Source organism: Rubrimonas sp. (genome assembly GCF_036788415.1).
In the GTDB taxonomy this organism is placed as follows: Bacteria; Pseudomonadota; Alphaproteobacteria; order Rhodobacterales; family Rhodobacteraceae; genus Rubrimonas.
Map to the genome: position 1 here is coordinate 1 of NZ_DAIQNN010000006.1, position 14,207 is coordinate 14,207.

At 71.6% G+C, this 14,207-nt stretch carries 13 protein-coding genes and 1 tRNA gene; 6 read left to right on the forward strand and 8 right to left on the reverse strand.

Features of this window, described 5'->3' with window-relative positions; translation table 11 throughout:
- Positions 1 to 8: 8 nt before the first annotated feature.
- From V7Q31_RS02760 to V7Q31_RS02795, 8 genes are all read right to left on the reverse strand, one after another.
- Positions 9 to 98: transfer RNA gene (locus tag V7Q31_RS02760), tRNA-Ser, on the reverse strand.
- A gap of 78 nt (positions 99 to 176) precedes the next feature.
- The gene (locus tag V7Q31_RS02765; RefSeq protein WP_333832143.1) at positions 177 to 1,646 is read right to left on the reverse strand and encodes a GntP family permease; all 1,470 of its coding nucleotides are present in this window, start codon (positions 1,644 to 1,646) and stop codon (positions 177 to 179) included.
- Positions 1,647 to 1,649: 3 nt separating this feature from the next.
- On the reverse strand, positions 1,650 to 2,690 hold the full coding sequence (locus V7Q31_RS02770; protein ID WP_333832144.1) for a patatin-like phospholipase family protein: 1,041 nt from the start codon (positions 2,688 to 2,690) through the stop codon (positions 1,650 to 1,652).
- Positions 2,691 to 2,760: 70 nt separating this feature from the next.
- Entirely contained in the window at positions 2,761 to 3,948 is a 1,188-nt protein-coding gene (locus V7Q31_RS02775; protein ID WP_333832145.1) for an MFS transporter, read from the reverse strand.
- An 18-nt stretch (positions 3,949 to 3,966) separates the two neighbouring features.
- A complete protein-coding gene (locus tag V7Q31_RS02780; RefSeq protein ID WP_333832146.1) occupies positions 3,967 to 5,034 on the reverse strand; it encodes an AI-2E family transporter in 1,068 nt (355 codons plus the stop codon).
- A 24-nt stretch (positions 5,035 to 5,058) separates the two neighbouring features.
- A complete protein-coding gene (locus tag V7Q31_RS02785; RefSeq protein ID WP_333832147.1) occupies positions 5,059 to 5,559 on the reverse strand; it encodes a DUF1269 domain-containing protein in 501 nt (166 codons plus the stop codon).
- A 41-nt stretch (positions 5,560 to 5,600) separates the two neighbouring features.
- Positions 5,601 to 6,206, reverse strand: a complete 606-nt coding sequence (locus V7Q31_RS02790; RefSeq protein WP_333832148.1) for a DUF3611 family protein — start codon at positions 6,204 to 6,206, stop codon at positions 5,601 to 5,603.
- Complete coding sequence (locus V7Q31_RS02795; protein ID WP_333832149.1) at positions 6,203 to 6,385, reverse strand: hypothetical protein; 183 nt, start codon at positions 6,383 to 6,385, stop codon at positions 6,203 to 6,205. Before V7Q31_RS02795 ends, V7Q31_RS02790 begins: the two co-directional genes overlap by 4 nt.
- Between V7Q31_RS02795 and V7Q31_RS02800 the strand changes: the two genes are divergently transcribed.
- The 6 genes from V7Q31_RS02800 to V7Q31_RS02825 all read left to right on the forward strand — a co-directional run bounded on the left by V7Q31_RS02800 (position 6,384) and on the right by V7Q31_RS02825 (position 14,174).
- Positions 6,384 to 7,733 carry a hypothetical protein gene (locus V7Q31_RS02800; RefSeq protein WP_333832150.1) on the forward strand — a complete coding sequence of 450 codons (1,350 nt, stop codon included), beginning with the start codon at positions 6,384 to 6,386 and terminating at the stop codon, positions 7,731 to 7,733. The genes V7Q31_RS02795 and V7Q31_RS02800 overlap by 2 nt on opposite strands.
- The gene (locus V7Q31_RS02805) at positions 7,730 to 8,716 is read left to right on the forward strand and encodes a hypothetical protein (RefSeq protein ID WP_333832151.1); all 987 of its coding nucleotides are present in this window, start codon (positions 7,730 to 7,732) and stop codon (positions 8,714 to 8,716) included. Before V7Q31_RS02800 ends, V7Q31_RS02805 begins: the two co-directional genes overlap by 4 nt.
- A gap of 188 nt (positions 8,717 to 8,904) precedes the next feature.
- Positions 8,905 to 11,565: a DNA gyrase subunit A gene (gene gyrA, locus V7Q31_RS02810; RefSeq protein ID WP_442976324.1), complete on the forward strand. Its 2,661-nt coding sequence runs from the start codon at positions 8,905 to 8,907 to the stop codon at positions 11,563 to 11,565.
- Positions 11,549 to 12,403, forward strand: a complete 855-nt coding sequence (locus tag V7Q31_RS02815) for an ABC transporter substrate-binding protein (protein WP_333832152.1) — start codon at positions 11,549 to 11,551, stop codon at positions 12,401 to 12,403. Before gyrA ends, V7Q31_RS02815 begins: the two co-directional genes overlap by 17 nt.
- On the forward strand, positions 12,400 to 13,404 hold the full coding sequence (locus V7Q31_RS02820; protein WP_333832153.1) for a FecCD family ABC transporter permease: 1,005 nt from the start codon (positions 12,400 to 12,402) through the stop codon (positions 13,402 to 13,404). Before V7Q31_RS02815 ends, V7Q31_RS02820 begins: the two co-directional genes overlap by 4 nt.
- On the forward strand, positions 13,401 to 14,174 hold the full coding sequence (locus V7Q31_RS02825; RefSeq protein ID WP_442976323.1) for an ABC transporter ATP-binding protein: 774 nt from the start codon (positions 13,401 to 13,403) through the stop codon (positions 14,172 to 14,174). Before V7Q31_RS02820 ends, V7Q31_RS02825 begins: the two co-directional genes overlap by 4 nt.
- Positions 14,175 to 14,207 lie beyond the last annotated feature (33 nt).

A 14,207-nucleotide genomic window follows, 5' to 3' on the forward strand; every position in this document is an offset into this window, starting at 1 on the left:
AGGGCAAGTGGCGGAGAGGGTGGGATTCGAACCCACGGTGGGGTCGCCCCCACAACGGTTTTCGAGACCGCCCCGATCGACCACTCCGGCACCTCTCCGCAGCTCGGCTGTCGATGGTGGGGGACGCTTACAGGGGCGGCCGGCGGGGCGCAAGGCCCCGGGGCGACCCAATCGCGTCAGAAAGATCCGACCAGACCGCCGAGCAGGATCACCACCGCCAGCGCCGCGAGCGCCCCTACCACCGCGACCATCACGATGTCGAGATAGCTGTCGCGATGGGTGCAGCCGCACACCGCCAGCATCGTCACAACAGCGCCGTTGTGCGGCAGGCTGTCGAGAGTGCCGGAGGAGATCACGGCGACCCTGTGCATCAGCGCGGGGTCGAGCCCGGTGTCGGCTGAGATCTGCATGAAGGTCCCGCCCAGCGCCTCGAGCGCGATGGTCATGCCGCCCGAAGCCGAACCCGTGAGGGCTGCGAGGATGTTGGTCGCGACCGCCAGCGACACCAGCGGCCCGCCGCCGATGCCAAGCACCCAATCGCGCACCATCTCGAAGGCCGGCAACGCCGCCACCACGGCGCCGAAGCCCACGAGGCTCGCCACGCTGAGGACCGGCAGCACCGAGGCGTTGGCGCCGGCGTCCACCGAGGCGCGCAGATCGACCAGCCGCCGGAAGTTCAGCGCCACAAGAACGAGGATCGCCGCCGCCAGCGCCGCTGCGACCGACCACACCCCCGCCACCGCCGAGAGCGACACGCCGCCCCAGCGCTCCTCGGCGAGGAAACCCGCGTCGATGCGCGGCAGCACGAGCTGCGACAGGATCAGGTTGACCGCGATCACCACGACGAGCGGCGCGATGGCGACCAGCGGGCCGGGTTGCGCGGCCGAACGCGCGCCGCGGTCGATCTCGGCGGGGTCGAACTCGCGCGCCGTGCTGGCGAGCTCGCGCACCTGCAGATCCTGCGCGGCCTCCTGCGCCGGCGCCGCCGGGTCGCCTGCGCCGCGCGCGCCGTCGAAGCCCTCGCCCGCCCGCTGCGCCCGCTTGAAGGCCTGCGTCAGCCAGAGCATCCCCATCCCGAACATCACCAGCGCGGCGATCAGCCCGAGGCCCGGCGCGGCGAAAGGGTCGGTCCCGAAGAACGGCATCGGGATCGCGTTCTGGATCGCGGGCGTGCCCGGCAGCGCCGACATGGTGAAGGTCGAGGTGCCGAGCGCCAGCGTCGCCGGCAGCAGCCGCCGCGGCACCTGCCCCGCGCGGAACAGCGCGAGCCCCATCGGCGCGATCACGAAGAACGCCACGAACAGCGACACGCCGCCATAGGTCACCAGCGCGCCCGCCAGCGTCACCGCGAGGATCGCGCGCGACGGCCCGAGCTTGCGCGTCATCAGGTCGGCGATGGCGCCGACCGAGCCGCTGTCGTCCATCAGCTTGCCGAACAGCGCGCCGAGCAGGAAGAGCGGGAAGAACTGCGCCACGAACCCCGCGGCGGCGGGCATGAAAGTCTGAGTCCAATGCGCCAGCAGCGGCTCGGCGGCGAAGGCCGCGGCGATCAGCGCCGCGATGGGCGCCAGCATCAGGATGGTCCAGCCGCGGAAAGCGAAGAACATCATCGCCGACAAGGCGACGAAAATACCCAGAAGTCCCATGGTTCAAGCTCCGCGGATGAAGTCTTCGATGTCGAAGGTCGAGCGCAGACCAATGTCCGCGCGATGGCGCTCGGCGAAGGCCTCGGTGGCGCGGCGGCCCTCGTCGCGCAGCATTTCGAGGAACGCCCATTCCGCGTTGAGCTTCGAAGAGGCGCCGAGCTCGACCATCAGGTCAGTCGTTATTCGGTGCATGCGCATGTCGGCCCACAGCGCGCCCTCGCCTGCGCCTGCGTCGACGACCTTGCGCAGCAGCGCCATCATGCGCAGCTCCTTGAGCAGCGTGGCGTTGAAGGAGATCTCGTTGAGGCGGCTCTGGATGTCTCGCGCGTCCTTGGGCACACCGGGGCGCTCGACGGGGTTGATCTGCACCAGCACGACGTCATGCGCGTCGCATTCGTTGACCAGCGGCGTGATGGTCGGATTGCCCGAGAAGCCGCCATCCCAATAGGCCTCGCCGTCGATCTCGACCGCCTTGTGGAGCGTCGGCAGGCAGGCCGAGGCGAGGAGCACTTCCGGCGTGATCTCGTGCCGGCGGAACACCCGCCCGCGCCCGGTCCGAACATTGGTCGCGGTGATGAAGAGCTTGACCGGACCGTTCGCGATCGCCTCGAAATCGAGCATGTCGCACAGAAGGTCGCGCAGCGGATTGTAGTCGCCCATGCCGATGGCGTAGGGCGATATCAGTCGCGCCATCAGATCCGCCGCCAGATAGGCGGGCGAGTTGTCGAGCGTCCAGCGCCCCATGATCTTGTCGAGCGGCGTGCGCTGGAAAGGGCTCATCGCCGCAGCGCGCGAGACGCGCCGCCAGAACTCCGCCAGCGCCGCCCGCGCTCCCTCGCGCCCGCCCGTCGCCATGCCATGGGCGAGGACGACCGCGTTCATCGCGCCGGCGGAGGTGCCGGAAATCCCCTCGATCTCGATCCAGGGCGCTTCGAGCATCCGGTCGAGCACGCCCCAGGTGAACGCCCCGTGCGAGCCGCCGCCTTGCAGGGCGAGGTCGATCAGCAGCGTCTCGCGGGGGGCGGCGCCCTTGGCGTCTGTCATCTCGACATGTCTCCGATCAAGCGTTGTGCGGCGCAATAGACTCCATAACGATTCGGCGCAATCGCGCCTCTCACGCCGCGCCTGCGCGCAGCGTCCCGGGCGCTGGCCAGACCAGCGCCGCGACCAGCGTCGCCACGGTCGCGACGCCCGCGAAGACCAGCGAGGCGACCTGCATCGACACGGCCACGTCGAGCGCGCCCGCCGCCGCATAGCCCGCGCCGCTCGCCAGCGCCCCGAGCGCGAGATTGGCCGCATAGACGCTCTGGCGGCTGTCCGCCGGCGCAGCCCGCCGGATCAGCGCCGCCGCCGGCGCCTGCGCCATCGCCGCGCCGAACCCGGCCACGGCCCAGAGCGCCAGCAGGCTGCCATAGAGCGACACGCCCGCCGAGAGCGCCAGCGCCCCCGCCATGGTCGCGCCGCCTGCGAGCATCAGCGCGCGCTCCCCGCGCTCGGCCATCAGCCGCGGCAGCATCAGCGCGCCGATCACCGCGCCGAGCCCGAAGGCCGCCAGCGCCGCCGCCGCCCAGCGCCCTTCGAGGCCGAATTTCCCCAGCACCAGCGGCGCGGTGTTGACCGTGATCATCGCCGTCGCCGCCCCCACCCCCAGCGCGAGCGGCGCGAGCCCCGCCAGCGCCGGCGCAGACAGCAGGATGCGGAACCCCGCGACTGGCCCGACCGCCGCCCCTTCGCGCGCGCCCCGCGGCAGACGCGCCCGCGCGACCAGCAGCGCCGAGAGCAGGAACGCCGCCATGGTCGCGATCAGCAGCCCGCGTGGGCTGAGCGCGATCAGCAGCGCCGCGGCGACCAGCGGGCTGATGGCGCCCTCCACTTCCTGCGCGATGCGCGAGCGCGCGAGCGACTGCGCGTAGTCCCCCGGCTCGGGCAGCAACAGCGGCACGCTCGCCTGATAGGCGGGGGTGAAGGCCGCCGAAGCGAGCGAGAACAGCGCGATCAGCGCGTAGAGCTGCCAGATCTCGCTCGCGAAAGGCAAGGCGAGCAGCGCGCCCGCGCGCAGCAGATCCAGCCCGATCATCAGCGGCCGCCGCGCCGCCCGCGCCGTCAGCGCCGCGGCGAGCGGCGCGCCCAGCACATAGGCCAGCGTCTTGATCGACAGCGCCGCCCCGATCACCGCAGGCGCATCGGCCTCGCCCGCGAGCTCGTAGGCCAGCAGCGACAGCGCGACCACGGCGACGCCGGTGCCCAGCAGCGCCAGAAGATAGGCCGAGAACAGCTTGTAATAGCTCGCCTTGTCGGTCACGCCCGAACCCTCCGGCACCTACCCGCGCGGGGCGCCCAGCTCGCCCTTGCGCGACAGCATCACCGCGAAGGGCCGGGTGCTCTCGAACTCCGACAGCACCACCACCGCCACGGCCATGATCGGCACCGAGAACACCGCCCCCGCCACGCCCCACAGGCTCGTCCAGAAGGTCAGCCCCACGAGGATCGCCCAGGGGCTGAGGTTGAGCGAATCCCCCATCACCTTGGGCGCGACGATGTTGCCGATCAGGAACTGCGCCCCCGCCAGCCAGATCGCCAGCCAAACCGCCGCGCCCGGCTCTGGGAACTGCACCAGCGCCGCCGCCACCGGGAAGGCGACGCCGATGAAGGAGCCGAAATAGGGGATGAAGTTCAGCGCCGCGATCACGATGGCGAACACCACTGCGAACTCCAGCCCGAAGGCCCGCATGATGGCCCAGGACAGCACGCCCAGCGCGATGTTGAGCAGCGTCTGCACCGCCAGATACCGCCCGACCCGCGCGCTCACGTCGTCGAGCACCTCGCCGAGCCGCGCCCGCTGCGCCGGCTCCAGCCCCAGCTTGCCGAGCTTCTCCACGAAGTCCCGCCGCTCGACCATGAGGAAGCCGATGTTGAGCAACACGAAGACCAGCACCGCCAGCATCGCCGCGATCGATCCGGCGGCGGCGCGCAGGAAGGAGGGCAGGTTGAGCACCCGCGCCGTCTCGGCCCGCAGCTCGCGCAGCGCCTCCTCATGGTCGAGGTCGAGGAACATCGCGATGCGCTGGAAGGCGTCGAGCAGCGCCGTCTGGTAGTTCGGCGCCCGCGCGGCCAGCGCCCCGATGTTGGCGATGGCGAGCGCGACGAGTTCGACCAGCAGGAACACGATCAGCCCCGCTGCGATCAGGTCGCGCCCCCAGCCGGGCAGGGCGGCGAGGCGGGGGATGCGGGTCAGCAGATTGGACAGGCCGGTGATGACGAAAACCGCCAGCACCGCCGCCACGATTGGCGTCAGCAGCCCCCGCCCGACGAACAGAATCCAGCCGACCATCAGCGCCAGCGCGACGGCGTAGGCGCCGTTCGCGAGCCGACGATCCGCCCCGCCCATCCCGGGCGCCCCCTGCGCCGGGTCTCAGGCGCCGGCCGGCTTCTCGATCAGCGCCTTGAGCTTGGCTTCCTGCTCGCCGCTGAGCGAGGTGTGGATCACCCGGCCCTTCTCGCGGAAAGCGCCGAGCCGCTCCAGCACCTTGTCGCCGGTCACCCGCCGCACCAGCACGAACAGCGCCGAGCCGCCCTCGGGCAGCCCGTTCGCCATCTCGCGGATCGTGTCGTCGTTGATCCCGATGTCGGTCAGCCGCCCCGAGATCGCGCCCGCGCCCGCGCCCACCGCCGCGCCGACCAGCGGGTTGAGGAACAGCAAGCCGATCAGCGCGCCCCACATCGCGCCGCCCGCAGCGCCCGCCGCCGTCAGGTTCACCGCCTGATGCAGCTTCACGTCGCCCCCCGCCTCGCGGGTGACGACGACCACATCCTCCATCTCGATCAGATATTCCTTCTGGAACTTCACCAGCTCCGCCCGCAGGTCGAAGGCGGAGGCGGCGTCGTCGAATTCGACGGCGATCAGGTCGGCCATTGAAGCGATCCTCTGACGGGCTTGCTCGGGGTGAAGTCGGTTCAGTCGGCGCGCGCAGCGCGCGACGTCACGCGGTAGAGCAGCCAGAGGCCCGACACAAGCACGATGATCTCCGCCCCGATGGTCAGCGCGAGGGTCATCAGCCCGAGCATATCGAGCGCGGAAATCCACGTCGCGCCGGCCTCCGCCGTCTGCACCACCATCGCGCCCGCCTGCGGGGCTTCGAGGAAGCGCACGAGCAGATAGACCACCTCCGCCGTCAGCACGACCAGCGAGAAGAGGATACCGACGCTGCTGGCCACAAGGCCGACCCAGACCGCGCGCACCAGCTTCGGCGGATCGGCGCGCTCGCCGCCTTCCTCGAGCCGACGCCCGCGCTTCATGTGCCGCCACGCCCAGAAGGTCGTGAACAGCAGGATCGCGAAGCCGAGCGCGGACATGTAGCCGAGCAAGTTCAGCGACGAGCCCGGCGACTGGGCGTTGGGGATCGAGGCGAAAATGCCCGAGATCACCGCGACCGGCAGGATCGCGATGAAAAGCTGCGTCCAGAAGGTGATCGCGCCCACCTGCCAGAACGATCTGCCGAGGCTCTCGCTCAGCGGGTCCAGCGCCTGCGGTTGCGCGGCGGATTGCGCGGCGTCGCTCATAACATATCTCCCCCGTTCCTGTTTTTCGTCTTGCCGCAGAATGTTACGCCGAACGCCGACGGTTTCCAACCAGCGAACGCGCGACGGTTCCGCGACACCGCGCCGACCTTCGCGATCCCGCTTGCGTCCTTGCGCGCGAGCGGGGACAACTCCGACGCCACCAGGAGGTCGAAGGTCATGCGAGAGAGCTCTGCGACGCGGTCGCAATGGCGTTGGCCGATCCGGATCGGCGCGACGCTCGCCGCCCTCGGCCTGATCTGGTTTCTCACCGGCTGGACGCCGCTCGCGACACTGGCGGCGCGCCTGACCATCTCGGCCGAGTCGGTCATCCCCGAACTCGCGCCCGACGAGGAATACGAGGCCGTCATCCCCTATTACGCCGAAATCTGCGCCACCAGCCAGTGGCGCAAGCAGGTCGGCGGCGGCGGCAATCCGTTCGGCCACGCCATCATCTATCTCAAGGGCGCCTGCGTGGACGAGGAGGCGCCCTTTCCCCAACTCCGCCGCTGCGCGAGCGTCGCCGAAACCTCGACCGACCCCGAGCATGGCGCGGGCGTCAGCGTCGGACGCTTCTTCCGCAACGTGAACTGGATCGCCGTGCCGGGCCGCGCGCTCACTTTCGAGGGCCTCGTCGCCCCCGACGAGCGGCTCACGCAGGAGCGCCTCGACGAAACTGTCCAGCACGCCATCGACGCAGGCCTCTTCCGCGGCGTCGAACTCCACGCCCCCTACAGCGCCGCCACGCGCGAGGATCTGGCCGCCTATATCGGCTCGCACTCCGTCGGCACCGATTTCGCGCTGCGCTACGCCCGCAACGTGTTCTGCGCGCGCGTGCCCATCCCCGAGCCCGCGCTGGAGGAGGCGATCGCCTTTCTCAACGACAAGAACCGCGAATACGCCGAGGGCGAGGCCGACTACAACTGGAGCCTGTTCAACCACAACTGCGTGCACACCGTCCGCAACGCGCTGGCGGCGGCGAATTTCTGGGGGCCGATCTCGGTCGGCGAAGTCAAGCTGCGCGCGCTGTTCAACCTCGCCGTGCCCGCCAACGAGTTCGTCAATCTCGCGCTGCTCGGCGCCGACGGTCCGCTGTCGGCGCCTCAGGTCGCGCGCGACCGCCATGTGCGCGACGCGCTGCACGAATGGGGCTGGACGCCCACCCGCCACGGCGCCGTGGTCAAGTTCCTGCCCGCGATCCGCGACAACGCGCTCTTCGTGCCCGACTTCCAGCTCTTCGCGGTGCAGTCGCTGCTCTGGATGCCGGCGACTCAGGCGACCATGGCGCTGATGGAGGAGCCGCGCCATGTCGATCTCGAGACCAACCTGCGCTGGTTCATCGACCGCTACGCCGCCGAGGAGGCGCGGCACGAAGCGGTCCGCGACCCGCTGGCCAGCGTTCGCGGCGACGCCGAGCGGCGGCTGTCGCGACTGCATCTCGACCACATCCGCGCCCAGCGCGCCGACGCGGAGGCGATGCTCGCCGAGGTGGTCTCATTGAAGGCCGCCCATGCGCAGGCAGGTCCATGAGCGCGGACCTCCCCGAGATCCCGCTGGTCGAGGCCGGCGAGGACTGGGTTGTCGAGACGCTTCGAACTCATGCCGACCGCGCCCACGCGCTGATCGAGGCCGGGGCGGGGAGCCTGCCGACGGCGGCGATCCGCATGGCCGACGCGGTGTCGCGGCGCTGGCTCGCCCGCCACCGCGCGCCGCAACTCGCCGAACTCGACCGCATCGCCGCGATCATTGGCCGGCCCGGCGCGCATTACCTCAACGTCAGCTACGAGTGGGGGTGCAGCTGCGCCGCCGGCCCTTCGCCGGACGGCGCGTCGGCGCGCCTTCTGCGTGTGCTCGACTGGCCCGATCCGGGCCTCGGGCGGTATGTGATGGCGGTGCGGGTCGCCAGTCCGCTCGGGCGCTGGCTGACCCTCACCTGGCCGGGTTACGCTGGCGTCCTTCAGGCCGTGGCGCCGGGCCGGTTCGCGGCTGCGCTCAATCAGGCGCCGCTCGACGGACCGACTGGGCTGTTCGCGCTCGACTGGGTCGCCGCGCGCGGAAAAGTCTGGCGCAGGCCGCACCCGACCGCCTCGCATCTGTTGCGCCGCGTCTTCGAGACGGCGCCCGACTTCGCCGCCGCCCGCAGGATGCTGTCCGAGACGCCCGTCGCCGCCGGCGCCATTTTCACGCTCGCAGGGGTCCGCCCCGAGGAGAGTTGCGTCATCGAGCGCCGCCCCGATACCGCCCATGTGATCGACGGCCCCGCGCGCGCCGTGAACGCCTGGCAGTCGCCCGGCTGGAAGGGCCTGCCGCGCGGCGACGACAACCCTCGCCGCCTCGACGCGATGGCCGCCGCCGCGCTGACGCTCGACCCGGCCCTCCCGTGGCTGCGACCCCCCGTGCTCAACGACCGCACCCGCCTCGTCTTCGCCGCCGATCCCTCCACCGGCGCTTTCGTCGCCCAGGGGCGCGAGGCCGACGGGCCGGCGACCCGCACGCTGGAGGCGGCAGCGTGAGCGAGCGTCGCCCCCCTCCCTCGCATTGCCCGCCCCGGCGCGCGCGCCTATAGTCGCGCCCGAGAGGCCGCAAGGCCCGCGAGCAGGAGACCACCGTGAGCGAGGACGACCCGACCGAGGGCGCGGACGGCCCGCAGCGCCCCGACCGCCCCGCCTATGACGGCCCCACCATCTCGGTCGAGGCCGAGATGAAGCGCAGCTATCTCGACTACGCGATGAGCGTGGTCGTGAGCCGCGCGATCCCCGACCTGCGCGACGGGCTGAAGCCGGTGCACCGGCGCATCCTGTTCTCGATGCACCAGAACGGCTTCACCCACGACAAGCCCTATCGCAAGTCCGCCCGCGTGGTCGGCGACGTGATCGGCAAATACCATCCGCACGGCGACCAGTCTGTCTACGACGCGCTGGTGCGGATGGCGCAGGATTTCTCGATGCGCTTGCCGCTCTTGGACGGGCAAGGCAATTTCGGCTCGATGGACGCCGACCCCCCGGCGGCGATGCGCTACACCGAAGTGCGCATGGACAAGCCGGCGTCCTATCTGCTTGCGGATCTCGACAAGGAAACGGTCGACTTCCAGGACAATTACGACGGACAGGACGAAGAGCCCGTCGTGATGCCGGCGCGTTTCCCGAACCTGCTGGTCAACGGCTCGGGCGGGATCGCCGTCGGCATGGCGACCAACATCCCGCCGCACAATCTGGGCGAAGTGGTCGACGCCTGCCTCGCGCTGATCGACAACCCGGAGCTGTCGGTCGCGGAATTGATGGAGCACATCCCCGCCCCCGATTTTCCAACCGGCGGCGTGATCCTCGGTCGCTCCGGCGCGCGGGCGGCCTATCACCTCGGGCGCGGCTCGGTGGTGATGCGGGCGAAGTCGAAGATCGAGGAGATCCGCAAGGACCGCTACGCCATCGTCGTCGAGGAGATGCCGTATCAGGTCAACAAGGCGGCGATGATCGAGAAGATCGCGGAACTCGCCCGCGACCGCAAGATCGAGGGCATCGCCCATGTGCAGGACGAGAGCGACCGCTTCGGCGTGCGGGTGGTGATCGAACTCAAGCGCGACGCGACGCCCGAAGTGGTGCTGAACCAGCTGCACCGCTTCACGCCGCTGCAAACCTCTTTCGGCTGCAACATGCTGGCGTTGAACGGCGGGCGGCCCGAGCAGATGGATCTGCGCACGATCCTGAGCGCCTTCCTGCGCTTCCGCGAGGAAGTGGTGGCGCGGCGCACCGCCTTCGAGCTGCGCAAGGCGCGCGAGCGGGCCCATGTGTTATGCGGCCTCGCCGTCGCCGTCTCGAATGTGGACGAAGTGGTGGCGACGATCCGGGCGTCGGCGGATGCGGCGGAGGCGCGCCAGAAGCTGATGGCGCGGCGCTGGCCGGCGGCGGACATCGCCGACTATATCCAGCTGGTGGACGACCCCAGCCACAAGATGAACGAAGACGGCACCTACAACCTGTCCGAGACGCAGGCGCGCGCGATCCTCGAACTGCGGTTGCAGCGGCTGACGGCGCTGGGGGTGAAGGAAGTCACCGACGAGCTGGCGGAACTGGCCGGCAAGATCGTCGATTATCTCGACATCCTGCGCTCGCGTGAGCGGATCATGGCGATCATCTCGGCGGAGCTCGCGGAGGTGAAGGAGCTTTTCGCGACGCCACGGCGCACCGAGATCGTCGAGGCCGAAGGCGAGGTGGACGACGAGGACCTCATCGAGCGCGAGGACATGGTCGTCACCATCACCCATGGCGGCTACGTCAAGCGCACGCCGCTGGCCGACTATCGCGCGCAGGGGCGCGGCGGAAAGGGCCTCGGCGGCATGGCGATGAAGGAGGAGGATTTCGTCACCACCCTCTTCGTCGCCAACACGCACACGCCGATCCTGTTCTTCACGACCGACGGCATGGTCTACAAGCTCAAGACCTGGCGGGCGCCGCTGGGGTCGCGCAACGCGCGCGGGCGGCCCGTGGTCAACGTGCTGCCGGTGGCGCCCGGCGTATCGATCGCGGCGATGATGCCGGTGGATGCGCCGGAGGAGGAGTGGGACAACCTCCAGATCGTGTTCGCGACGTCCGAAGGCGACGTGCGGCGCAACCGGCTGTCGGATTTCACCAACGTGATGCGCAACGGCAAGATCGCGATGAAGCTGCCGGAGGGCGTCCGCCTCGTCGGCGCGCGCATCTGCGACGAGGACACCGACCTGATCCTGAGCACGGCGAACGGGCGGGCGATCCGCTTCCGGGTGACCGATGTGCGGGTCTTCGCGGGGCGCGACAGCACCGGCGTGCGCGGCGTGCGGCTCGGCGCCGGCGACGAGGTGGTGTCGATGGCGACGCTGCGCCATTTCGAGGCCAGCCCCGAGGAGCGCGCGGCCTATCTCAAGATGCGCCGCGCGGTCGAGGGCGGCGCGCCGGAGGACGAGGACGCGCCGGTGGAGGCCGAGGAGGACGCGGCGGTCGCCGACATCGCGCTGGGCCAGGAGCGCTATGCGGAGATGTCGGCGGCGGAGGAGATCATCCTCACCATCACGTCAAAGGGCCTCGGCAAGCGGACCTCGAGCCACGAATTCCCGCTGCGCGGGCGCGGCGGGCAAGGCGTGATCGCCGCCGATCTCAGCCCCCGCAAGAACGACCCCGACCGCAGCGCCGCCAAAGTGGTGGCGGCCTGGCCGGTGGGCGCGGAGGACCAGATCATGCTGGTGACCGACCGCGGCCAGTCGATCCGCTGCGCGGCCTCGGAGATTTCGGCCATGTCGCGCGCGGCGCGGGGCGTGCGGGTGCTCAACATCGCCGAAGGCGAGCGCGTGGTCAGCGTGGCGCGGATCGCCGAGGATGGCGCGGAGGACTGAGCCGCCGCGGCGGCGCGCTTTCGGGGCGATCGCGGCATTCTGCGCCCTGTGGCTCGGGCTCGCTCCGGCGCAGGCCGCCCCCGCCCGCGTCGTGTCGATGAATCTCTGCGCCGACCAGCTGGCGATGCTCCTCGCCGCGCCCGGCCAGCTCGTCGGCGTGTCGGACTGGGCGGCGCGGCCCGAGGCCTCGAACATGGCGGAACAGGCGCGGGCTTATCCGCTCAACTCGGGCTCGGCGGAGCAGGTCTTCCTCGCGCGCCCCGATCTGGTGCTCGCCGGCGCGTTCTCCGACCCGGTGACGGTCGCGATGCTGCGCCGGCTGGGGCTGGAGGTGGCCCTCCTCCCCGCAGCCTCCGGCTTCGCGGACATCCCCGTCCTCATCCGCGAGATCGGACGGCTGCTGGGCCGCGCGGCGCAGGCGGAGGCGCTCGTCGCCGAGTTCGAGACCGGGCTGGCCGCGCTTGCGGCGCAGGCCCGCGACCTGCCCCGCCAAGCCGGCGCCTATCACTATCCCAACAACTACACCTCCGGCGCCGGCACCCTCGCGCATGACGCGATGGACGCCGCGGGGCTCGACAACGCCACCGCCGCGCTCGGCCTGACCAGCACGGCGCAGATCGAACTAGAGGCGCTGGTGATGGCGCGGCCCTTCCTGATCCGCACGCGCGCCATCTCGCAGGGCCGGCACGGGCGCGCCTATGAGAGCGCCGCACACCCCGCGCTGCGCGCGCTCGACGCGAAGGGCGGCGCGGTGGTGGAGGAGCGCTGGCAGGTCTGCGGCGCGCCCTTCGTGCTGGAGGCGGTGGCCGCGCTGCTGGCGGCGCGCGGCGCGCAGTGACCTCGGACCGCCGCTTCCGTCTGCTGCTCTGGACGCTCGGCGCCATCGCGGCGGCGCTGTTCTGCGCCTCGCTGCTGACCGGGCCGGCGGGCCTGAGCCTCGACCAGAGCCTCGGCGCGCTGCTCGCGGGCGAAGGCGACGCGGCGACGCTGGTGATGCGCGAGATCCGCCTGCCCCGCGCGATCCTGGGGCTGGCCATCGGCGCCTCCCTCGGCCTGTCGGGGGCGGCGCTGCAGGGCTATCTGCGCAACCCGCTCGCCGAACCGGGGCTGATCGGCGTGTCGTCCACGGCGGCGCTGGGGGCGGTGCTGGCGATCCATACGGGGCTCGCGGCGAGCCTGCCGCTCGCCCTCCCGCTCTCGGCGCTGGCGGGGGCGCTGCTGGCGGTGTTCGTCGTGCTGGCGATGGCGGGCGGCGCGGCCTCCACGATCACGCTGATCCTCGCGGGCGTCGCGGTGACCAGCTTCGCCGGCGCGATGACCTCGCTCGCGCTCAACCTCTCGCCCAACCCCTTCGCGGCGGTCGAGATCGTGTTCTGGATGCTGGGGTCGCTGTCGGACCGCTCCTGGCTGCATGTCCAGCTCGCTTTGCCGTTCATGGCGCTGGGCTGGGCGCTGCTGGCTGGCCTCGGGCGCGGGCTCGACGCGCTGACGCTGGGCGAGGACGCCGCGGCCTCGCTCGGCGTTCGGCTCGACCGGCTGCGGCTCGCCGCGGTGATCGGGACGGCGGCGAGCATCGGCGCGGCGACGGCGGTGGCGGGCGCAGTCGGCTTCGTCGGGCTGGTCGTTCCGCATCTGCTGCGGCCGCTGGTGGGCGCGCAGCCCTCGCGGCTTCTGCCGGCCTCGGCCCTCGGCGGCGCGGCGATGCTGCTCGCGGCCGATGTCGCGGTGCGGGTGATCGCGCCGGGGCGCGACCTCAAGCTCGGCGTGCTGACGGCGCTGGTCGGCGCGCCGTTCTTCCTTTGGCTCGTGCTGCGCAGCCGAAAGGGAGGGCTGGCGTGAGCCCGCTTCTGGAGTTGCGCGATCTGCGCGTGAAGCTGGGCGCGCGGGAGGCGGTGCGGGGCGTGACGCTGGCGCTGGCGCGCGGCGCGTTCGTCGGGCTGATCGGGCCGAACGGGGCCGGCAAATCCACGCTGATGCGCGCCGCGCTGGGGCTTATCCCGGCGCAGGGCGACCGCCTGCTCGGCGGCGACCCGGTCGCCCGCCTCGCCCCGCCCGAGCGCGCCCGCCGCGCCGCCTGGGCGCCGCAGGAGCGCGAGATCGCCTGGCCCCTGCCCGTCCGCGCGCTGGTGGCGCTTGGGCGCGCGCCGCATCGCGCCGGTCCCGCGACGGCGCGGGACGCGCGCGCCGTCGACGCAGCGATGGCGCGGATGGACGTCGCCCAGTTCGCCGACCGCCCCGCCGACCAGCTGTCGGGCGGCGAGCGGGCGCGCGCGTTGATCGCCCGTGCGCTCGCGCAGGAGGCGCCGCTGCTGCTGGCCGACGAGCCGACTGCGGGCCTCGACCCCGCTCATCAGATCGCGCTGATGGAGGCGTTCGCCGCACTCGCCGCAGAGGGGCGCGGGGTGATGGCCTCGCTGCACGATCTGGGGCTGGCCGCGCGCTGGTGCCATCGGCTGATCCTGCTGGATGCGGGCCGCGTCGCCGCCGAAGGCCCGCCGCGCGAGGTGCTGACGCCGGAGCTGCTCGCCCGCATCTACGGCGTGCGCGCGCATCTGGACTGGGGGCCGGAGGGGCCGGTGGTGCAGCCCACGGGCCTCGCCCGCGCTTGACAGCCGGGCGCCCGCGCGCGATGCGACGCCCGG

Bases quoted from the DNA above. Each gene is read 5' to 3' on its own strand.
- V7Q31_RS02780 (WP_333832146.1), bottom strand. From the start codon at position 5,034: ATGGGCGGGGCGGATCGTCGGCTCGCGAACGGCGCCTACGCCGTCGCG.
- gyrA (WP_442976324.1), top strand. From the start codon at position 8,905: ATGAAGCGCAGCTATCTCGACTACGCGATGAGCGTGGTCGTGAGCCGC.
- V7Q31_RS02785 (WP_333832147.1), bottom strand. From the start codon at position 5,559: ATGGCCGACCTGATCGCCGTCGAATTCGACGACGCCGCCTCCGCCTTC.
- V7Q31_RS02795 (WP_333832149.1), bottom strand. From the start codon at position 6,385: ATGACCTTCGACCTCCTGGTGGCGTCGGAGTTGTCCCCGCTCGCGCGC.
- V7Q31_RS02805 (WP_333832151.1), top strand. From the start codon at position 7,730: ATGAGCGCGGACCTCCCCGAGATCCCGCTGGTCGAGGCCGGCGAGGAC.
- V7Q31_RS02770 (WP_333832144.1), bottom strand. From the start codon at position 2,690: ATGACAGACGCCAAGGGCGCCGCCCCCCGCGAGACGCTGCTGATCGAC.
- V7Q31_RS02790 (WP_333832148.1), bottom strand. From the start codon at position 6,206: ATGAGCGACGCCGCGCAATCCGCCGCGCAACCGCAGGCGCTGGACCCG.
- V7Q31_RS02800 (WP_333832150.1), top strand. From the start codon at position 6,384: ATGCGAGAGAGCTCTGCGACGCGGTCGCAATGGCGTTGGCCGATCCGG.
- V7Q31_RS02765 (WP_333832143.1), bottom strand. From the start codon at position 1,646: ATGGGACTTCTGGGTATTTTCGTCGCCTTGTCGGCGATGATGTTCTTC.
- V7Q31_RS02815 (WP_333832152.1), top strand. From the start codon at position 11,549: ATGGCGCGGAGGACTGAGCCGCCGCGGCGGCGCGCTTTCGGGGCGATC.